At 69.9% G+C, this 18,602-nt stretch carries 19 protein-coding genes, 1 other RNA gene and 1 pseudogene; 7 read left to right on the top strand and 14 right to left on the bottom strand.

Going from position 1 to position 18,602, the window contains the following annotated elements; genetic code table 11:
- A complete protein-coding gene (locus METY_RS16020; protein ID WP_103122414.1) occupies positions 1-471 on the bottom strand; it encodes a (2Fe-2S)-binding protein in 471 nt (156 codons plus the stop codon).
- A 287-nt stretch (positions 472-758) separates the two neighbouring features.
- Here METY_RS16020 and panE point away from each other — a divergent pair, with 287 nt between their 5' ends.
- A complete protein-coding gene (panE, locus tag METY_RS16015; RefSeq protein ID WP_200819706.1) occupies positions 759-1,682 on the top strand; it encodes a 2-dehydropantoate 2-reductase in 924 nt (307 codons plus the stop codon).
- 3 nt (positions 1,683-1,685) lie between these two features.
- Here panE and dapF read toward each other — a convergent pair whose 3' ends face one another.
- Both dapF and METY_RS21120 read right to left on the bottom strand, forming a co-directional pair.
- Complete coding sequence (dapF, locus tag METY_RS16010; RefSeq protein ID WP_244593692.1) at positions 1,686-2,579, bottom strand: diaminopimelate epimerase; 894 nt, start codon at positions 2,577-2,579, stop codon at positions 1,686-1,688.
- A 78-nt stretch (positions 2,580-2,657) separates the two neighbouring features.
- Positions 2,658-2,825, bottom strand: a complete 168-nt coding sequence (locus METY_RS21120) for a hypothetical protein (RefSeq protein ID WP_160147372.1) — start codon at positions 2,823-2,825, stop codon at positions 2,658-2,660.
- Positions 2,826-3,239: 414 nt separating this feature from the next.
- Between METY_RS21120 and ffh the strand changes: the two genes are divergently transcribed.
- The 3 genes from ffh to rimM all read left to right on the top strand — a co-directional run bounded on the left by ffh (position 3,240) and on the right by rimM (position 6,072).
- Entirely contained in the window at positions 3,240-4,787 is a 1,548-nt protein-coding gene (gene ffh / locus METY_RS16005) for a signal recognition particle protein (protein ID WP_103122412.1), read from the top strand.
- A gap of 141 nt (positions 4,788-4,928) precedes the next feature.
- Positions 4,929-5,279: a 30S ribosomal protein S16 gene (gene rpsP / locus METY_RS16000; protein WP_103122387.1), complete on the top strand. Its 351-nt coding sequence runs from the start codon at positions 4,929-4,931 to the stop codon at positions 5,277-5,279.
- Positions 5,280-5,532: 253 nt separating this feature from the next.
- Positions 5,533-6,072: a ribosome maturation factor RimM gene (rimM, locus tag METY_RS15995; RefSeq protein WP_103122386.1), complete on the top strand. Its 540-nt coding sequence runs from the start codon at positions 5,533-5,535 to the stop codon at positions 6,070-6,072.
- A gap of 18 nt (positions 6,073-6,090) precedes the next feature.
- Here the strand turns inward: rimM and recR are convergent, their stop codons facing one another.
- The 5 genes from recR to ffs all read right to left on the bottom strand — a co-directional run bounded on the left by recR (position 6,091) and on the right by ffs (position 9,428).
- Positions 6,091-6,696 carry a recombination mediator RecR gene (gene recR / locus METY_RS15990; protein ID WP_103122385.1) on the bottom strand — a complete coding sequence of 202 codons (606 nt, stop codon included), beginning with the start codon at positions 6,694-6,696 and terminating at the stop codon, positions 6,091-6,093.
- A gap of 2 nt (positions 6,697-6,698) precedes the next feature.
- Positions 6,699-7,070 (bottom strand): hypothetical protein, encoded by a 372-nt coding sequence (locus tag METY_RS15985; protein ID WP_103122384.1) that lies wholly within the window; start codon positions 7,068-7,070, stop codon positions 6,699-6,701.
- 58 nt (positions 7,071-7,128) lie between these two features.
- The gene (locus METY_RS15980) at positions 7,129-7,449 is read right to left on the bottom strand and encodes a YbaB/EbfC family nucleoid-associated protein (protein ID WP_103122383.1); all 321 of its coding nucleotides are present in this window, start codon (positions 7,447-7,449) and stop codon (positions 7,129-7,131) included.
- 15 nt (positions 7,450-7,464) lie between these two features.
- A complete protein-coding gene (locus METY_RS15975; protein ID WP_103122382.1) occupies positions 7,465-9,249 on the bottom strand; it encodes a DNA polymerase III subunit gamma/tau in 1,785 nt (594 codons plus the stop codon).
- An 81-nt stretch (positions 9,250-9,330) separates the two neighbouring features.
- An RNA gene (gene ffs, locus METY_RS15970) (signal recognition particle sRNA small type) lies at positions 9,331-9,428 on the bottom strand.
- A 71-nt stretch (positions 9,429-9,499) separates the two neighbouring features.
- Between ffs and nudC the strand changes: the two genes are divergently transcribed.
- The 3 genes from nudC to METY_RS15955 all read left to right on the top strand — a co-directional run bounded on the left by nudC (position 9,500) and on the right by METY_RS15955 (position 13,256).
- Positions 9,500-10,450: an NAD(+) diphosphatase gene (gene nudC / locus METY_RS15965; RefSeq protein ID WP_103122381.1), complete on the top strand. Its 951-nt coding sequence runs from the start codon at positions 9,500-9,502 to the stop codon at positions 10,448-10,450.
- Between the two features lie 140 nt (positions 10,451-10,590).
- A complete protein-coding gene (locus METY_RS15960) occupies positions 10,591-12,015 on the top strand; it encodes a GumC family protein (protein ID WP_160147371.1) in 1,425 nt (474 codons plus the stop codon).
- Positions 12,012-13,256, top strand: a complete 1,245-nt coding sequence (locus METY_RS15955; protein ID WP_103122379.1) for a surface polysaccharide polymerase — start codon at positions 12,012-12,014, stop codon at positions 13,254-13,256. Before METY_RS15960 ends, METY_RS15955 begins: the two co-directional genes overlap by 4 nt.
- Here the strand turns inward: METY_RS15955 and METY_RS15950 are convergent.
- The 6 genes and pseudogenes from METY_RS15950 to METY_RS21460 all read right to left on the bottom strand — a co-directional run bounded on the left by METY_RS15950 (position 13,202) and on the right by METY_RS21460 (position 18,601).
- The gene (locus METY_RS15950; RefSeq protein ID WP_103122378.1) at positions 13,202-14,341 is read right to left on the bottom strand and encodes a GNAT family N-acetyltransferase; all 1,140 of its coding nucleotides are present in this window, start codon (positions 14,339-14,341) and stop codon (positions 13,202-13,204) included. The genes METY_RS15955 and METY_RS15950 overlap by 55 nt on opposite strands.
- A gap of 129 nt (positions 14,342-14,470) precedes the next feature.
- On the bottom strand, positions 14,471-15,172 hold the full coding sequence (phoB, locus tag METY_RS15945) for a phosphate regulon transcriptional regulator PhoB (RefSeq protein ID WP_103122377.1): 702 nt from the start codon (positions 15,170-15,172) through the stop codon (positions 14,471-14,473).
- Between the two features lie 16 nt (positions 15,173-15,188).
- Positions 15,189-15,896 carry a phosphate signaling complex protein PhoU gene (gene phoU / locus METY_RS15940; protein WP_103122376.1) on the bottom strand — a complete coding sequence of 236 codons (708 nt, stop codon included), beginning with the start codon at positions 15,894-15,896 and terminating at the stop codon, positions 15,189-15,191.
- Positions 15,897-15,927: 31 nt separating this feature from the next.
- Complete coding sequence (gene pstB, locus METY_RS15935; RefSeq protein ID WP_103122375.1) at positions 15,928-16,746, bottom strand: phosphate ABC transporter ATP-binding protein PstB; 819 nt, start codon at positions 16,744-16,746, stop codon at positions 15,928-15,930.
- Positions 16,747-16,769: 23 nt separating this feature from the next.
- A pseudogene (pstA, locus tag METY_RS21465) lies at positions 16,770-17,564 on the bottom strand (phosphate ABC transporter permease PstA); the annotation flags it as partial.
- Positions 17,522-18,601: a DUF3333 domain-containing protein gene (locus METY_RS21460; RefSeq protein ID WP_244593694.1), complete on the bottom strand. Its 1,080-nt coding sequence runs from the start codon at positions 18,599-18,601 to the stop codon at positions 17,522-17,524. The gene METY_RS21460 and the pseudogene pstA, both read right to left, overlap by 43 nt.
- Position 18,602 lies beyond the last annotated feature (1 nt).

The following is an 18,602-nucleotide window of genomic DNA, read 5'->3' as shown; positions in this document are numbered from 1 at the left end:
TCAGGCCTCCAACCGCTTGGCGGCGTCGTGGATCGCGGCGCGAACGCGGTGGTAGGTCGCGCAGCGGCAGACGTTGCCGCTCATGGCGGCGTCGATGTCGTCGTCGGTCGGCTTCTTGTTCTCGGTGAGGAGCGCCGCAGCCGACATCATCTGGCCGGACTGACAGTAGCCGCACTGGACCACGTCCAGCGCGCGCCAAGCGGCCTGCACGGCCTTGCCTTCCTTCGAGGCGTCGGCCCCGACGAGGCCCTCGATGGTGACGATCTTGGCGTCGCCGACGTCCCCCGCCATGGTCTGGCAGGAGCGGACGGCCTGACCATCCATGTGCACGGTGCAGGCGCCGCAGAGCGCTTGGCCGCAGCCGAACTTGGTGCCGGTCAACCCGATCTCGTCGCGGAGGACCCAAAGCAGGGGGGTGTCGGCGTCGACGTCGACGGACCGCGCCTCGCCGTTGATGTTGAGCTTGATCATGTTGGACCTCGTCTGGCGGACCCATCGGCCCGCGGGCATCGCCGCGTCCTCTCCGGGACCTGGCGTCGAAGTGAGCGGATGGTACGCTGCCGATTTGAGAGGTTCCAGACTGCCCGCTTGCACGATCCTCCGAGTGTCTTGCACGAAAGGCGTAAGGGCTTTTCCGGTCCCCGACCCATCACCGTCGTGAATGGCCGAACGCACGATCCTTGGCTTTTCCAGCGGGGCGCGTTGCGGCCTAATGCGGCCGCCCGCCGGATGAGGCTGGCGACCGGAGGGTGTTCGGCATGCGCATTCTGATTCTCGGGGCCGGCGGCATCGGCGGCTACTTCGGCGCGCGGCTGGCGGCGGCCGGCGTCGACGTGACCTTTCTGGTGCGCCCCGCCCGCGCCGAGCGGCTGGCGCGCGACGGCCTCGTGGTGACGAGCCCGTACGGCGACGTGACCCAGAGCGTCGTCGCCGTCACCGCAGCCGCCGGGCCCTTCGACGCCGTGCTGCTCTCCTGCAAGGCCTACGATCTCGACAGCGCGATCGAGGCGATCACGCCGGCGGTCGGGCCGGAGACGCTGGTGCTGCCGCTGCTGAACGGCGTCCGCCACCTCGACGCGCTCGACGCGGCGTTCGGCAAAGATCGGGTGCTGGGAGGCGTGGCGCTGATCGGCGTCACAATGACCGCCGACGGCGTGATCAAGCACCTCAACAAGCTGCAGGGCTTCGTGCTCGGCGCCCGCTCTCCCGGACAGCAGGAGCGCGCCGCGGCGCTGCACGCGGAGCTCGAAAAGGGCGGCTTCGCGCCCGAGCTGAGCGCCGACGTGATGCAGCAAATGTGGGAGAAGTTCACGATGCTCGCGACCTTTGCCGGCGTCACCTGCCTGATGCGGGCCCCGATCGGCGCGATCATGCAGGCCGACGACGGCGAGACGCTCGTCCGGGCTCTGTTCGACGAATGCGCGAAGGTCTCTGCAGCGAACGGCTACGACCCGCGCGAGGCGTTCCGGGCGCAGAGCCTCGGCATGCTGACCGCGCCGGGCTCGCCCGCGACCGCCTCTATGTTGCGGGACGTCGAGAGCGGCGGGCGCACGGAGCACGACCACATTCTGGGCGACCTGCGCGACCGGGGCCGGGCGGCGGGCGTCGCCGTGCCCACGCTCGCGATCGCCTACGCCCACATGCAGGCTTACGCCGCGCGGAAGGCGATGGAGTCCGCCTGATCCTCAGGCTGCGACCGCATCCAGCAGTTCGGCCGTGATCCGGCCCTCGTGCTCGAGGGTCGCGGGGCCGGACATCAGGATGTGATCGTCGCTCTCGCGCCAGACGATCCGCAGCGGGCCGCCAGGAAGCGTCACGACGACGTCCCGGCCGGTGCGGCGGGTGCGCGCGGCTGAGACGGCGGCGGCGCAGGCCGCGGTGCCGCAGGCCAGCGTCAGCCCCGCGCCTCGCTCCCAGACCTTCAGCGTGATCGCGCTCTTCGACGTCACCTTGGCGAGCGAGATGTTGGCGCGCTCGGGGAACAGCGGGTGGTTTTCGAGCAGCGGGCCGGACCGGCGCAGATCGACCTTGGAGAGATCGTCGACCCAGAAGATCGCGTGCGGATTGCCGACGTTGGCGACGGAGGGCGAATGCAGCAGCGGGGCGTCGATCGGCCCGAGCTGAAGCTCGATCGCCCGGGTGTCGGCGAACGCTTCGGCCAGCGGGATGTCGGCCCAGCCGAAGCGCGGCGCGCCCATGTCGACGGTGACCTGGTCGGGCTCCTCCCCGGCCGAGCAGAGCAACAGCCCGGCGCCGGTTTCGAGCACGAGGTCGCGGACGCCAGCGTCCCACATGAGCAGCCATGCCACGCAGCGCGTGCCGTTGCCGCAGGCCGAGACCTCGGAGCCGTCAGCGTTGTAGATGCGCATGAAGGCGGCGACGCCGTCTCGCCCGGGATGGAGCGCCATGAGCTGGTCGAACCGGGTCTCGGAGCGCTGCGCGAGCGCCCGCGCCTCGGAAGGCGTCACGGAGCCGCCGTCGCGCAGGTCGACCACCAGGATCTTGTTGCCGAGCCCGTTCATCTTCGCGAACGGGCGACCGATCAGCGAGGTTGCAGTCGTGGCGTCCGGCATGGTCATGGCGCATAGACCCTCTTCGACGGCGGAGACCGTCGGGCGCGCACTATATGGCCTGCGATGCGCCGGGGCGCGAGAGGGCTATTCCACGACAGCGACCGTCGCCTGCGCGAGCGCCGTGGACGTGGGGCCTGCGAACACGTCCGCTCCCCAACTGACGCCAAGCGCCAGCAGCGCGATCGCGCCGATGCGGGACGGCCAGCACGTGAAAACACGGCGGACGGGATTTCGGGTCGTAATGGCGGTCATCAGTCACTCCGACGGGCTTTTAGCCGTGCGTCGCAGGGTGAGCGCTGAGACCTGCGTCGCCTCGGATCGATGAATTCAGAACGCCCGGCCACAGATTGGCCATGGGGCGCGGTCTGAATGCGGTGCGCTACAAATCGGGAAATACTCCCAACGCGCGCCAAACGCCAGACGTCGGCCTGCCGCGCGACGCTCCGCCGCGGTCGCCGGCGTCCGCGGCCCCTCGCGCGCCCCTCGAAGGTTGACGCGCCGCCCCCCAAACCGTATGGAACCGCCTCGTCTTGACCGAGAGACGCTCCGCAAAGCCCCTCGTCCCATGAGTTCCGGGGGTCAACGTCCGCCAGCGCGATGCGCCCGCGGGCGCGATTTGCGTTGGGCGTTTCGCTGGTCGGGGCCGAAGCCACGAGCGAGAGCTTGATGTTCGACACGCTGACCGACCGCCTGAGCGGCATTCTCGACCGCCTGACCCGACGCGGCGCCTTGACCGAGGCGGACGTGGCCGAGGCCATGCGCGAGGTGCGCCGGGCGCTGCTCGAGGCCGACGTCGCGCTCGAGGTCGTGCGCTCCTTCGTGGACCGCGTGAAGGAACGCGCGGTCGGCGTCGACGTCGTCAAGTCGGTCACGCCCGGCCAGATGGTCGTCAAGATCGTCCATGACGAGCTGGTCGCCATGCTCGGCTCGGACGCGCAGGGCATCAGCCTCGCGGCCGCCGCGCCGGTTCCGATCCTGATGGTCGGCCTGCAGGGCTCGGGCAAGACGACCTCGACCGCCAAGATCGCCCGCCGGCTGACCCAGCGCGACAAGCGCAAGGTGCTGATGGCCTCGCTCGACACGCGCCGCCCGGCCGCGATGGAGCAGCTCGCGACGCTCGGCAAGCAGACCGAGGTCGCGACGCTCCCGATCGTTGCCGGCCAGACCGCGGTGCAGATCGCCCGCCGCGCGATGGAGGCCGGCCGTCTGGGCGGCTACGACGTGGTGCTGCTCGACACCGCCGGCCGCACCACCCTCGACGAGGCCCTGATGGCCGAGGTCGTCGAGGTCAAGAAGATCGCCAATCCGCACGAGGTCCTGCTCGTCGTCGACGCCCTCACCGGCCAGGACGCGGTCACGACGGCGCGCGCCTTCGACCAGGCGGTCGGCGTCACCGGCATCGTGCTGACCCGCATCGACGGCGACGGCCGCGGCGGCGCCGCGCTCTCCATGCGCGCGGTCACCGGCAAGCCGATCAAGCTCGTCGGCGTCGGCGAGCGCTTCGACGCGGTGGACGAGTTCGACCCCCAGCGCATCGCGAACCGCATCCTCGGGATGGGCGATGTGGTGGCGCTGGTCGAGAAGGCCGCCGCGAACATCGACGCCGAAAAGGCGGCGAAGACCGCCGAGCGGATGCGCAAGGGTCAGTTCGATCTGAACGACCTGAAGGACCAGCTCCAGCAGATGCAGCGCATGGGCGGCATGTCCGGCGTGATGTCGCTGATGCCGGGCGTCGCCAATCTTAAGAAGCAGATGGCCGGCGCGAACCTCGACGAGGGCATGTTTAAGCGCCAGGCCGCGATCATCGACTCGATGACCAAGGCCGAGCGGAGCAACCCCGACCTGCTGAAGGCCTCGCGCAAGAAGCGTGTGGCGGCGGGCTCCGGCACCAAGGTCGAGGAGATCAACAAGCTCCTCAAGATGCACCGCCAGATGGCGGACATGATGAAGATGATGGGCAAGGCCGGGAAGTCCGGCCGCGGGCCGCTCGCCGGCCTCGGCGCGGCTCTCGGCTTCGGCGGTGGCGCGCCGCAGATTCCGCCGGAGGCGCTCGAGGACCTCAAGAAGGGCAAGATGCCGGAGGGCCTGCCACCGGGCTTCCCCGGCGGCGGTTTTCCCGGCGGCCCCGGCGGGTTGCCGCCCGGCTTTCCGGGGATCGGCGGCCCGAAGCTGCCGGGCCTCGGCGGCTTCCCCGGCCTGGGGAAGAAGAAGTGAATTCAGGCGTCATCCCGGCCGGAGCGGCGAAGCCGCGGCGAGCCGGGATCGTCGACCGGATGGAACGCAGACCCTGAGAACGATCCCGGCTCGGCCTGACGGCCGGCCGGGATGACGACACGACTGGAAGGAAAACAGAAAATGGCCCTGAAGATCCGTCTCGCCCGCGGCGGCGCCAAGAAGCGTCCGTTCTACCGCATCGTGATCGCCGACTCGCGCTACCCGCGCGACGGCCGCTTCATCGAGCGCGTCGGCACCTACAACCCGCTGCTGGCCAAGGACGCCGAGCGGGTCGTGCTCGACGCCGAGAAGGTGAAGGAGTGGCTGGCTAAGGGCGCGACCCCGACCGACCGCGTGCACCGCTTCCTCGACCAGGCCGGCCTGCTGAAGCGCGACGCGCGCAGCAACCTGACCAAGGGCGTTCCGGGCAAGAAGGCCCAGGAGCGCGCCGAGGCCGCCGCCGCGAAGGCGGGCGCCGAAGCCGCCGAGTGATTTCGGCCGCGCAGGGCGTGAGGCCGGGCGAAGCCTGAGGCTTCGATCCGGAAGCGCCGGGCGAAGCGACACTGCGAGGAGCGAGCGCGTCCCGCGCGCTCGCCGTCCTCCTCCGGCTTGGTCGGAGGAACCATGTTCGACGTCGAGCTCGGCGCCTGACATGGATGGTCCGGTCGAGCCGGACCATGACGCCACGTTTGGAAGCGACGCGTCACGCCCCGCTCATGCTTCGGCAGGGCGCAAAGGTGATCCCATGCCATCGTCCCGCATCGTCCAAATCGGCGTGATCGGCGCCGCCCATGGTGTCCGGGGAGAGGTGCGCGTCAAGGCCTTCACGGCGGAGCTGACCGCGCTCAAGCGCTACAAGCCCATCACCGACGACGCCGGGACGCGCGTGTTCGCGGTCTCGACCCTGCGCCCGCTGAAGGACGACATGCTCGTCGTCCGCTTCAAGGGGATCGACAGCCGCGAGCAGGCCGAGAAGCTGAACGGCGTCGGCCTCTACGTCCCCCGCGACGAGTTGCCTCCGGCGGAGGAGGACGAGTTCTACTGGGCCGACCTGATCGGCCTGCGGATGGAGCGGGCGGACGGCGCGCCCATCGGCGAGGTCGTCGCCGTCACCAACTTCGGCGCGGACGACCTGCTGGAGGTCCGCCTCGAGGGCCAGAAGCGCACGGTCTACGTGCCTTTCACGAAGGCGATCGTCCCGGTGGTGGACGTCGCCGGCGGCCGCCTGGTCGCCGATCCGCCGGATGGTCTGCTGGACGAACCCACGGACGGCGAGCCCGCTTGAGGCGGAGGCTCCGGGGCGTCAGAACGTCGTGCGGCTGCGGATCGCGGCGGCAAGGGTGCCGTCGTCGAGATAATCGAGCTCGCCGCCCACTGGCACGCCATGGGCGAGGCGCGTCACCCGCACGCCGGTCTCGGACAGAGCGTCGGTGACGTAGTGCGCCGTGGTCTGCCCCTCGACGGTGGCGTTGACCGCAAGGATCACCTCCGTGACCTCCTCCGCCATCGCCCGCTCGACGAGCGTTCCGATGTTGAGATCTTCAGGTCCGCGTCCATCGAGCGGCGACAGCGTGCCGCCGAGCACGTGGTAGCGCGCGGAGACGGCGCCCGAGCGCTCCAGCGCCCAGAGATCGGACACGTCCTCCACTACTACAATCACCGACGCGTCGCGCTTCGCGTCGCGGCAGATGGCGCAGGGGTCCTGGGTGTCGACGTTGGCGCAGACCGAACAGGTCGCGACCCGCTCGCAGGCCACCCGCATCGCGTCCGACAACGGCTCCAGGAGCCTGTCCTTACGCGTCAGCAGATGCAGCGCCGCCCGCCGCGCCGAGCGCGGCCCAAGGCCCGGCAGCTTCGCCAGCAGCTGGATCAGGCGTTCGATCTCGGGGCCGGCGGCGGAGCGGGACATGCTCAGCAAACCCTTGAGTTTGCGATCGGCTGGACCGCCGATCCAAGCCGCCCGTCAGGATTGCTTTTTATAGCCACCATTCCTCCGGCGCAGAGCACCGCGATCAGTATCGCGGAAGCGGTCAGACCGATGCGCCACGGCCTTTTACGGTGAGGCAACGCCGCGCTCCAGAACGCGACCAAGCCACTGGCCAGAGCCGCCAATAGAAGAAGCGTAAAAAACGGCAGATCCTTCTCGTCAGGATCGCTGCTGGCCGTGGCCGCGATGAAAAGAAATCCGAGCGTGGCGAGTGAAACGACCAACAGGGACGCCGCGAGCGCCAGACTGACGATCGCCAGCCGCACAAACCTGCCGACGTTCGAGATCTGTCGCAACGATCCGCACCGTCAGTTCGCTGCTACGGCGCCAACGCGTTCGAGCGTCATCAGGGGTTCAGAACAGCTTCATGCCCGGAGGGATCGGCAGGCCGGCGGTGAGGCCGGACATCTTCTCCTGCATCGCGGCTTCGGCCTTCGACTTGGCGTCGGCGTGGGCCGCGACGATGAGGTCCTCGAGGATCTCGACGTCCTCGGGCTTGAGCAGCGAGGGGTCGATCTTCAGGCCGCGCAGGTCGCCCTTGGCCGTCAGGGTCAGTTGGACCAGCCCGCCGCCGGCGGCTCCCTCGACCGTCACTCGTTCGAGCTCGGCCTGGGCGTCCTGCATCTTCTGCTGGAGTTCCTTGGCCTTGGCCATCATGCCCATGATGTCGCGCAACGGCTCGTCTCCCGCTTAGAAATCGTCGATGTCGTCGTCCGCCGCAGGTAGGGCGTCGACCGCCGCGGCGTCAAGTTCAGCCGTCTCAGGCTCGGGCTTGCGAGCCCGCACGTCCACGATCACCGCGCCCGGCATACGATCCAGGATGGCGCGGACATGCGGGTGGGCCTGAACGCCCTCCAGCCGGGCGGCGGCCTCCGCCTGCTCGCGCTCATGAATAGTCGGCGCGCCTTCCCCGGCGGCGACCGCCACCATCCAGCGCTGGCCGGTCCATTCCTGCAGCTTCTTTGAAATCGCGCCGGCTAGGTCCGCGGTCGCGTCCGGCGTCGGCTGGAACTCCAGCACGCCGTCCTCGAACCGCACCACCCGCACCTGCCGCAGCAGCGCCGCGTGCAGCTGGATCTCGCGCTCGCGCGCCGCCAGCGCCACGAGGTCCTCGAACCGCGACAGCCGCATGGTCGGCTGAACCTGCGCCTGCTGCGCGCGCGGCGGGGCCTGCGCGGCCTCGGGCGCCATCTCGCGCGCCGCCGCAGCGCCTGAGATCATGCGCGCGGGGGCCATGGCTTCCGGGCCGCGGGAGCCGCCGGACGGCCCCATCGGCGGCCCGCCGCGCGGCGGCGCCGGAGGCTGCGGCGGCGCCGTCCCCGCGCCGTCCAGCATGCGGATCGCCTCGTCCGGCGTCGGCAGGTCGGCCACATGGGCGAGGCGCACCAGCACCATGTCGGCCGCCTGCGCCGGCTTCGGCGCGACTTGCACCTCGGAAATGCCCTTCAGCAGCATCTGCCAAGCGCGCGACAGCACGCGCATCGAGAGCCGCTCGGCGAAGTCGCGGCCACGCAGGCGCTCCGCCTCGCTGAGCGAAGGGTCGTCGGCGGCCTTGGGCGCGAGCTTGATGCGGGTGACGAGATGGACCGTTTCGGCGAGGTCGGTCAGCACCGCGACCGGATCGGCGCCGACGTCGTACTGCCCCCGAAACCCGTCGAGCGCCGCCGCTGTGTCGCCGCGCATGACCGCGTCGAACAGGTCGAGCACCCCGGCCCGGTCCGCCAGGCCCAGCATGCCGCGCACGGCCTCAGCCCGCACGTCGCCCTGGCCGTGGGCGATCGCTTGGTCGAGCAGCGAGAGCGCGTCGCGCACCGAGCCCTCGGCCGCCCGCGACACGACGGCCAGCGCCTCGTCCTCGACGGCGACGTCCTCCTTGTCGCAGATGCGCTTGAGGTGCGCCGACAGTTCGTCCGCCGCCACCCGACGCAGCGAGAACGACTGGCAACGCGACAGCACCGTCACCGGCACCTTGCGGATCTCCGTCGTCGCGAACACGAATTTCACGTGCGGCGGCGGTTCTTCCAGCGTCTTCAGGAAGGCGTTGAAGGCGCTCGTCGAGAGCATGTGCACTTCGTCGATGATGAAGACCTTGTAGCGCGCCATCACCGGCGCGTAGTGCACGGTCTCCAGGATCTGCCGCACGTCGGCGACGCCGGTGTGGCTCGCGGCGTCCATCTCCACCACGTCGACGTGGCGCGACTCCATGATGGCTTCGCAGTGCACGCCGGGGACCGACAGGTCGACCGTCGGCCCGCCGCCGCCTTCCGCGGTCTCGTAGTTCAGCGCCCGGGCGAGGATGCGGGCGGTCGTGGTCTTGCCGACCCCGCGCACGCCCGTGAGGATCCAGGCCTGCGCGATGCGGCCGGACGCGAAGGCGTTGGTGAGCGTGCGGACCATCGGCTCCTGGCCGATCAGGTCCTCGAAGCGCTGGGGACGGTACTTGCGGGCCAGGACGCGGTAAGGGGTCGCGCTCATGCGCCGCCCTCGGCGCGGCGGGCGGCGGAACAGTCGCGGCCTGCCGTCATCGAAGCGCCTCGTCTCTTCTCAAAGGATGAGGGTGGGAGGTCGGACGACGACCCGTATCGGTCTCGTTGGGGCTGCTTCCTTTCGGACCTGACCCGGTTGGCGAGGAACACGCCCATCGCCAACCTCCCATGCGCTATATGCCCGCCGAGACCGCGCCTTGCAAGGGCGCCGCGCGCGAACCGAAGCTCGAGAGCCCGCCATGGCCGACCGCCCCTCTGATCGACACGCCCCGGACTCGCCCGCCGACCTCGGCTACGCCGGCCTCGCGCTTGACCGCTGCGGCGAGGCGCGCGAGGACGCCGGCTTTCTCGCGGCGGCGGAGGCGGACCCCGCCGCCCGCACCGCGCTGTTCATCGGCGCCCGCGCCGTGCTGCGGGCCGCGGGCGGCGGCGCGCTCGACCCGCTCTTCGATCGCGCCCAGGCCGAGGCCCTCGGCCCCGTGGAGCGCAGCGTGTTCCTCGGCCGCGACGCTACGGGGCCGGTGTTCGCCGCCCATCTCGACGACGGCGTGGAGACTGCGATCGGGCGCGCGGACAATCTCGCGCTCGAAGACCTGCGCGCCGTCGCGACCGATGGACGGCTGTCCGGGCCGGCGCTCGCGCTCGCGGGCTACGCCAAGAGCATGCTGCTCTGGCACGAACGTCACGGCTTCTGCGCCAACTGCGGCGCGCGGACCGCGATGCGCGGCGGCGGCTGGAAGCGCGAGTGCCCGGCCTGCGGCGCGCTGCATTTCCCCCGCACCGACCCGGTCGTCATCATGCTGGTGACGCGTGGCGACCGCTGCCTGCTCGGCCGACAGCCGCGGTTCGCGCCCGGCATGTGGTCCTGCCTCGCGGGCTTCGTGGAGCCGGGCGAGACCATCGAGGCGGCGGTGCGCCGCGAGACGCGGGAGGAGGCCGGCGTCACGGTCGGCCGCGTCGCCTACGCGCTGTCGCAGCCATGGCCGTTCCCGTCCCAGCTCATGCTGGGACTCACGGCGGAGGCGCTGACCGAGGAGATCACGCCCGACCTCGAGGAGTTGGAGGACGCGCGCTGGTTCACGCGCGACGACGTCCGGCAGATGCTGGCCGGCAGGCATCCCGCGGGCTGGTTCGCCCCGCCGCCGGCGGCCATCGCCCATCATTTGCTGCGGTTGTTTGCGCAGACGTGACGCGCGAACGAAGAATTCGAGCCTCGACCGAAGGCGTGCGGAGCTGGAATCGGGGCTCGGTCCCATTTTCTTAACCCCGATGCGCCATGTGTGGGACGTACGGAGCCGCGACCCGGTTTCCGACGCCGCACGAGGACGCCGTGGCAGCGATCCAGGACTGGAGACCGACGACGCCGCGACCGACGGAGGGGGACCGCCCCGCCGCCGCGCCCGCAGCGCTGCTCGCTTCGCTGAGACGCGGCGTGGGCCTGATCGCGATCTGCGCCGTGATCGGCGTCGCGCTCGCGCTCGCCTTCGTGCTGCTGTCCTCGCCCCGCTACACCGCCGTCGGCCGCATTCTCGTCGATCCCACCGGCCGCCAGATCCTAGGGGCGGACAACACGCCGTCGGGCGCCGCCGACACGAGCGCGATCGAAGCCGAGAGCCAGACCTACGTGCTGACCTCGCGCGACGTGCTCGACGAGGTCATCGCCCGCGAGAAGCTCGACGAGAACCCGCTGTTCGGCAAACGCCCCCCGGGCCTCGGCCAGAAGCTGCTGTCGCTCGCAGGCGTCAAGCGCGCATCGGACCCGCGTGAGCTCGCCCTGCGCGAGCTGGAGCGCTCGGTCACCGGCGCGCGCGCGCCGGGCTCCTTCATCATCACGGTAACGGCCACCACGAAGGATCCTGCGCTTTCGGAGCGCATCGCGCAGTCGGTGATGGACGTCTACGTCGAAGAGGACGTCAACGCCCGCGTGGCCGTCGCCCGCCGCGCAGGAGGGGAGCTCGAAGGCCGCCTCGGCGAGCTGCGGGCCCGCGTCCGCGACGCCGAGCAACGCTACGAGACGGTGCGCCGCGAGAAGGGCGTCGTCACCAACGACGGCAAGCCGCTCGTGGAGCAACAGCTGACGGAACTCGCCACGCAGCTCTCCACGACCGACTCGCGGGTCAACGAACTCACGGCCGCGCTCGAGCAGATGCGCCGCGTGCAGCGCGGCCAGGCCGACATCGACTCGATCCCGGAATCCATGCGCTCGGGCACGATCGAAACCCTGCGCACGCGCTACGCCGCACAGCGCCAAGCGGACGCCGATCTCGGCCAGCAGCTCGGCGCCCGGCATCCCGACCGCCGCGCCGCGAGCGCCCGCGTCGCCGAGGCCCGCCGCCTGTTCGAGGAGGAGATCGCGACGATCATCCGCGCGACCACCGGCGAGCTGGATCGCGCCAAGGGCTTTCGAACCAGCCTGACGCAGCGGATGACCGCGCTGAAGGCCGAGGTCTCGGAGACCAACGACGCCTCGCTCGAGCTGCGCGACCTGATGCGCGACGTCGAGGCGAGCCGGGGCATCTACGAGGCCGCCCTCGCCCGCTCGCGCGAACTCGACGAGCAGCGCCGCCTGAACGCCTCCAACACCCGCGTCATCAGCCGCGCCGCGCGGCCGATGGAGCCGAGCGGCCCGCCGGCCCCGCTTGTCGTCATCGCCGGCCTGCTGCTCGGCCTCGGCGTCGGCTGCACGCTCGCCTGGCTGCGGGATCAGTTCCGCGCGCGCTCCGCGGCGCCGGAGCTCCCGGCGCGCGTGCGGTGAGCCTCGCGGCCGCCGCGACGCCGGCCGCCGCACCCGCCGAGGAGGCGGGCGCCCGCATCGCCCGGGCGGTCGTGCTCGGCACGCTGCTGTTCAACTTCGCGCTCGCTTTCGTCAACGCGAACCTTGCGCGCACGGGCGCCGGGGCGGTCATCGGCGCCGAGCTGGTGCTGATCGGGGTCGCGCTCGCGCTGATCTGGGACCGGACGCAGGCGTTCTACGCCATCATGGCCGCGCTGCTCGGCTACCTGATCTTCCTGATGACCCTGCGGGCGAACTACGACCCGAAGGTCGTCCGCGACCTTTTGATCCCGCTCGTCTTCTACTTCCTCGGTTCGACGCGCGGCTCCCTCGAGTCCGGCGACAAGGTCGTCACGGCGGCGATCGTCGCCGTCGCGGCCGGCGCCCTGTTCGAATGGGCGTTCCTCGACGTCTACATCCGCATCTTCGACGTGCTGGGCTACTTCGTGGCCAAGGGCACGGTCGACCCTGCCGCCGCCCAGGGCGTCGAGCACGGCCTGTTCATCTCCGGCATGCGGTTCGAGGGCCGCACGCTGCTGCCGTTCCTCGGCGAGCACCGCGTCTCGTCGGTGTTCCTGGAGCCGGTCTCCGTCGGCAACTTCGGAGCGATCGTCTTCGGATGGGTGCTGCTGCGGGACGCCCGGCGACCGTGGGCCCTGATCTGGAAGACCGCGCTGATCTTCGTGTCGCTGGTGCTCGGCGACGCCCGCTTCGGCGTCTACCTCTGCGGCCTGGTGCTCGCGATCTATCTGGTCGCGCCGCTGCTGCGGCCCGGCGCGCTGTTCGTCGCGCCCTTCCTCGCAATCATCGCGATCTTCAGCTACGCCGCGATCAAGGTCGGCGTGCCGTGGGACAACACCACCAGCGGCCGCTTCCTGCTGAGCGGGCAGCTGATGTCCCGGCTCGACCTTGCGGGCGTCTTCGGGATGGGCCCGGCGACCGAGAACTTCGACGACAGCGGCTACGCCTACATCCTCTCGCGCGTCGGCGTGATCGGCGCGGCGGCCCTTTGGGCCGTGCTCGTCTTCGGCGCGCCGGCGGAGCGCATGGACGCTTGGCGCTACAAGGCCTTTGTCTGCCTGTATCTGACGCTGCTAATGGCAATCAGCACTTCCGCCGTGACCATCAAGACCGGCGGCCTGCTCTGGTTCCTGCTCGGCTGTTCGGCCTACGGCGCGACGCCGGCCCCGCGGACGATGTCGGGCGGGCTCGGTGCCCGGTAGCCCCGCGGCGCGAGACGCCTGGCGAGCCGCTCCCCGCCTTTCAGCTGCATCACGGCGAGCATCAGCCGTCCCTTGAACGAGAGACCGCGGGTGAGCCGCCAGATCGGCGCGGACTGCGCGCCGAAATCGGCTTTGTAGGGATGATCGCCGATGGTGAAGTCGAACACCCGTTCGCCGCGGGCGACGCAGTCGGCGATCGCGTCCTCGATCATCAGCAGCCCGACGGAGTAGTTCCGCCAATTTCCGACGTCGAAGCCCGTCAGCAGCAGGTGACAGGCGTCGCCGTGCACCATCGCGAAGCCGCAGGCGATGGTCGCGCCGTCGAGCCGCATCTGGTACGCGCGGACGGTGCCGCTGTCCTTGAGCGAGGCGTAGAACGCGCGAAACGCCTCGCTCTTGAGCGGGTCGGACACGCCGGTCTCCGCGAACCGCGGCTCCCGCAGGAGGCGGATCTGCTCGATCGTCGCCGCGACAAAGCCGGGCTCGGTCTCTCCGACAGTCTCCAGCCGGCCGATCCGGGACAGCTTGCGGCGCTTCTTGTCGAGCGAACGCCGGGTCGTCCCGTTCATTGTCGCGTTGCGCCACTCCGAGAACGGCCCGAACAACGGCACGGGATGGGCGGAGTAGGCCATCTTCACCCGCCGGGCGGCCAAAAGCCGATCGAAGCTCCGCAGCGCGGCGTCAGGCACCTTCGGAATGAACAGCGCGTCCGCGGCCTTCAGCGCTTCGTCGACGTCGCGGCGGAGCGCGGGGTCGAGGCCGGTTTCGAACTCGGGCGCCTGGACGACGCAGCAGTAATCGAGCGAGCCGATGTCCGCATAGGCGATGACCCTGAGCCCGAACCGATACCGTAGAACCAGCGGCGCCAGCGCGACCAGAGCGCCCGTCCCGGCGTCCCGTACGGTCAGGATGAAGGGATCGGCCAGCGGCGCGCGCCGGATGGCGGCGTAGGTTGCGCCAAGCCAGGCCGGCGACTGGAAGCCGGACGCGGCGGAGCGCCGGAACAGCTGGTCGTATTCTTCCGACTGGAAGTCAAAGTCGCGAACGACCTCGACATTCCACCGCGTCCTGGAAGAGATCGTCATGCCGACCCTGTTCGCCTGGCGGCGTCCGCACCGCGCGACGCGTCATCCGGGAGAATGCCATGCCGCGGATCGGCGCGCGACATTAACCACTCATCAATCTTAATGCGGAAAAACCCGGGTTTCGGCGGCTCAGCCCGCGCGCGCGAAGTTCTCGTCGAACGCGTAGCCGGCTCCGCGCACGGTGCGGATCGGGTCCTGCTGGCGGCCGCGGTTGATGGCCTTGCGCAGCCGGCCGACGTGGACATCGACGGTGCGCTCGTCGATATAGACGTCGCGGCCCCAGACGCCGTCGAGCAGCTGCTCGCGCGTGAAGACGCGGCCTGCCGACTGCATCAGGAACTCGAGCAGCCGGAACTCCGTGGGCCCGAGGTGGATTTCGCGGGTCTGCCGGCGGACGCGGTGCGAGCCGCGGTCGAGCTCGATGTCGCCGGCCCTCAGCACGTCGGCGACGTGCTCCGGCTTGGCGCGCCGCAGCAGCGCCCGCACCCGCGCGACGAGCTCCGGCACCGAGAACGGCTTGGTGACGTAGTCGTCCGCCCCGGTCGCGAGGCCGCGGATGCGCTCAGCCTCCTCGCCCCGCGCGGTCAGCATGATGATCGGCAGCCGCTCGGTCTCAGGCCGCGATCGCAGCCGCCGGCAGAGCTCGATGCCCGAAAGGCCCGGCAGCATCCAGTCCAGCAGCACGAGGTCCGGCGCCTGCTCGCGCAGCCGCGTCTCGGCCTCGTCGCCGCGGGCGACCGACTCGACCGCATAGCCTTCGGCTTCGAGGTTGTAGGTGAGGAGCAGCGTCAGCGGCTCCTCGTCCTCGACGATCATCACGCGGGGGGTCATCCGATGCACGCCTTCCTCAGTCCAAGCTGATCGCGGCGCTGGCCAGGTCGCCCTTCGGTCGTTCGTCGGTCACGGCTTCGCCGTGGACGAGATAGTAGACCGTTTCGGCCACGTTGGTGGCGTGGTCGCCGATGCGTTCGATGTTCTTGGCGCAGAACAGCAGATGCGCGCAGAAACCGATGTTGCGCGGATCTTCCATCATGTAGGTGAGCAACTCGCGGAACAGCGAGTTGTAGAGGGCGTCGATGTCGCCGTCGCGCTTCCAAACCTCCATAGCCCGCCGCTCGTCGCGCTGGGTGTAGGCGTCGAGCACCTCCTTCAGCTGCGCGAGCGTGAGGTCGGCGATGTGGGCGACGCCGCCGGCGAGCTTCGGAGGCTGAAATTGGCCTTCGAGGGCGACGACGCGCTTCGCGATGTTCTTGGCGAGATCGCCGATGCGCTCGAGGTCGTTGGCGATGCGCAGGGCCGCTACGACCTCGCGGAGGTCGATCGCCACCGGCGCGCGCTTGGCGATCGTGAGAATGCCGTTCTCCTCGATCTCATGCTGCAGCCGGTCGATCGAGCGGTCCCACTCGATCACGCGCTTGGCGAGCGGGATGTCGCGACGCAGAAGCGCCTCGATCGACTCCCCCACGAGCTTCTCGCAGAGGCCGCCCATCTCGGCGAGCTTGTCGCCAAGCGCCTGCAGGTCGGCGTCGAACGAGCTGACGATGTGGTCGGTCATTGCCATGTCGATGTCCCCTGTCGCCGCCGGATCAGCCGAAGCGGCCGGTGATGTAGTCCTGCGTGCGCTTGTCGTTCGGGCTCGTGAAGATGCGCTCGGTCGGGCCGGTCTCAACGATCACGCCGAGATGGAAGAAGGCGGTGCGCTGGGAGACGCGCGCCGCCTGCTGCATCGAGTGCGTCACGATCACGATCGTGAAGTTCTGCCGCAGCTCGTCGATCAGCTCCTCAATCTTCGCCGTCGCGATCGGGTCGAGCGCCGAGCAGGGCTCGTCCATCAGGATGACCTCGGGGCTCACCGCGATCGCACGGGCGATGCAGAGACGCTGCTGCTGGCCGCCGGACAGGCCCGTTCCGGTGTCCTGCAAGCGGTCCTTGACCTCGTTCCAGAGGCTCGCTTTGCGCAGAGCCTGTTCGACGATTTCGTCCAGCTCCGCCTTGGAGCGGGCGAGGCCGTGGATCCGAGGGCCGTAGGCGATGTTCTCGTAGATCGACTTCGGGAAGGGGTTCGGCTTCTGGAACACCATCCCGACGCGGGCGCGGAGCTGCACCACGTCCAGGCTCGGGTCGTAGATGTCCTGGTCGTCGATCTTTATCGAGCCGACGACGCGGCACGAGGCGATCGTGTCGTTCATTCGGTTGATGCATCGCAGGAACGTGGACTTGCCGCAGCCCGAGGGGCCGATGAAGGCCATCACGGCGCGCTCAGGGATGTCGAGCGAGACGTCCTTCAGCGCGTGCTTCTCCGCGTAGTAGACGTTGACGTCCTTGGCGACGATCTTTGGATCGTTAGCTGGGAGCGTGGCGGAAGCCGTCGGCTTCGGCCGGGCGGCGGTCGCGGTCGCGTCCATGGGTCTTACTCCGTTGGGTCCGGTCACCAGCGGCGCTCGAAGCGCTTGCGGAGGACGATGGCGAGCCCGTTCATGACGAACAGGAAGAACAGAAGCACGAGGATCGCGGCGGAGGTCTTGGCCTGGAAGGCCACCTCCGGCAGGTCGGACCAGAGGTAGATCTGGACCGGCAGCGCCGTCGTCGCCGAGGTGAAGCTCGTCGGAACGTCGACGATGAAGGCCACCATGCCGATGAGGAGCAGCGGCGCGGTCTCGCCCAGGGCGTGGGCCATGCCGATGATGGTGCCGGTCATGATGCCCGGCATCGCGAGCGGCAGCGTGTGGTGGAACACCGCCTGCTGGTGCGAGGCGCCCACGCCGAGCGCGGCCTCGCGGATCGACGGCGGCACAGCCTTCAGCGCCGCGCGGCTCGCGATGATGATCGTCGGCAGCACCAGCAGCGCGAGCACGAAGCCGCCCACGACCGCTGACGACCGCGGCATCCCGAAGAAGTTCAGAAACACGGCGAGGCCGAGGAGGCCGTAGACGATCGAAGGCACGGCCGCGAGATTGTTGATGTTGATCTCGATGATGTCCGTCCACCGGTTTTTCGGGGCGAACTCCTCGAGGTAGATCGCGGCGCCCACGCCGATCGGCAGGCAGATCACGAGCGTCACCGCCATCGTGAAGATGGAGCCGACAAGGGCGCCCAGGATGCCGGCCTGCTCGGCCTCGCGGCTGTCGCCCGAGGTCAGGAAGCCCCAGTTGAAGCCGGTCTCGACGACCCCCTTGGCCCTCAACGTCTCGAGCCAGGCGATCTGCTGGTCGCTGACCCGGCGGGAGTTTCCGGGGTTTCATAGGTCAGCAGCTTCCAGGCGTTCGGCTGCGCCGCGTCCTGGCTCTTGAGCGGCGTCAGCGTCACGCCCTCCACCCGATCCGCGGCGAGGCTCGTGATCTTCACGATGCCGCCGTTGATCGCGAGCAGCCGGCTCGGAAGCTTCTCGTCGAGCTTCTCGGCTCCGCCCGAGTCCTTGAAGCGCGCCTCGAAATCTGCGGCCTCCCCGGCTAGCGTCTCCATCTGCGCCTGAAGGCTCTGCGCGTCGCTGTCGATCTTCGCCAGCACGTTCTGGGCCACCGTGATCCGGGTGGCGTCGCCGCCGCCCTGGGCCTCGCGCAGCGCAAGCTCGGCCGACGGCTTGTCGGCGAGAATGCCCTCCCGCAACGTGCGGATCCGGTCCACCTCGAACCGACGCTTGCGCGCTGTCTCCGACAGCTCGGCCTTGATCTCCGCGAGATCGTCCGCGAAGGCTGGCGTCGAGGTCGTCACCACCACCTCGCCGGAGGTCGCGGACGGAGTCGCGACGGCCTCGCCCGGCTCCTCGACGACGTCGGTCACGACGCCCTTGTAATAGAGGTCAGCGTCGTCGGAGACGAGCGCGCGGGTCTTGACCGTCTTCCCGATCAGCGAGGGGTCGGCCATCACCTGCGCGCGGAGCTCGTCAGCGGCGCCGCTCGAGAGCAGCCCGTTCAGTTCGCGCCGGGGCGCCCGACCGGAGACTTCCGGGAAGAAGCCCTGGTAGACTTCGCGAAGCGGCTTCAGATAGTCGCCGCGCGCCAGCGAGGCCGCTTGCCGGGACCCGTCGGGATCGACGGTCTCGGCCGTGACCGGCGCCTCGATCACGAGGTGGGTGACGGTGAAGGCCGGCAGCGCCTTGGTGACAATGTCGGCCAGCAGCACCACGAGGAACAGGGCGGCGAAGGCGATCGCCCCGATGCCGTAAGCCTTGAAGCGGGCTTCCGCGCGGTAGCGCTTGCGGACCCGGGCGCGGGCTTCGTCCGCGTCCACGCGCTGGCCCAAACCGGAGACGGCGGTCATC

Source organism: Methylopila sp. Yamaguchi (genome assembly GCF_002897035.1).
GTDB lineage: Bacteria > Pseudomonadota > Alphaproteobacteria > Rhizobiales > Methylopilaceae > Methylopila.
This window is presented reverse-complemented; position numbering and strand designations above follow the sequence as displayed.

Excerpts from the sequence above, each read along its gene's own strand:
- phoU (WP_103122376.1), bottom strand. The coding sequence starts at position 15,896 with ATGACCGACCACATCGTCAGCTCGTTCGACGCCGACCTGCAGGCGCTT.
- dapF (WP_244593692.1), bottom strand. The coding sequence starts at position 2,579 with ATGACCATGCCGGACGCCACGACTGCAACCTCGCTGATCGGTCGCCCG.
- rpsP (WP_103122387.1), top strand. The coding sequence starts at position 4,929 with ATGGCCCTGAAGATCCGTCTCGCCCGCGGCGGCGCCAAGAAGCGTCCG.
- pstB (WP_103122375.1), bottom strand. The coding sequence starts at position 16,746 with ATGGACGCGACCGCGACCGCCGCCCGGCCGAAGCCGACGGCTTCCGCC.
- phoB (WP_103122377.1), bottom strand. The coding sequence starts at position 15,172 with ATGACCCCCCGCGTGATGATCGTCGAGGACGAGGAGCCGCTGACGCTG.
- METY_RS15950 (WP_103122378.1), bottom strand. The coding sequence starts at position 14,341 with ATGACGATCTCTTCCAGGACGCGGTGGAATGTCGAGGTCGTTCGCGAC.
- METY_RS16020 (WP_103122414.1), bottom strand. The coding sequence starts at position 471 with ATGATCAAGCTCAACATCAACGGCGAGGCGCGGTCCGTCGACGTCGAC.
- nudC (WP_103122381.1), top strand. The coding sequence starts at position 9,500 with ATGGCCGACCGCCCCTCTGATCGACACGCCCCGGACTCGCCCGCCGAC.
- panE (WP_200819706.1), top strand. The coding sequence starts at position 759 with ATGCGCATTCTGATTCTCGGGGCCGGCGGCATCGGCGGCTACTTCGGC.
- METY_RS21460 (WP_244593694.1), bottom strand. The coding sequence starts at position 18,601 with ATGACCGCCGTCTCCGGTTTGGGCCAGCGCGTGGACGCGGACGAAGCC.
- rimM (WP_103122386.1), top strand. The coding sequence starts at position 5,533 with ATGCCATCGTCCCGCATCGTCCAAATCGGCGTGATCGGCGCCGCCCAT.
- METY_RS21120 (WP_160147372.1), bottom strand. The coding sequence starts at position 2,825 with ATGACCGCCATTACGACCCGAAATCCCGTCCGCCGTGTTTTCACGTGC.
- recR (WP_103122385.1), bottom strand. The coding sequence starts at position 6,696 with ATGTCCCGCTCCGCCGCCGGCCCCGAGATCGAACGCCTGATCCAGCTG.
- ffh (WP_103122412.1), top strand. The coding sequence starts at position 3,240 with ATGTTCGACACGCTGACCGACCGCCTGAGCGGCATTCTCGACCGCCTG.
- METY_RS15975 (WP_103122382.1), bottom strand. The coding sequence starts at position 9,249 with ATGAGCGCGACCCCTTACCGCGTCCTGGCCCGCAAGTACCGTCCCCAG.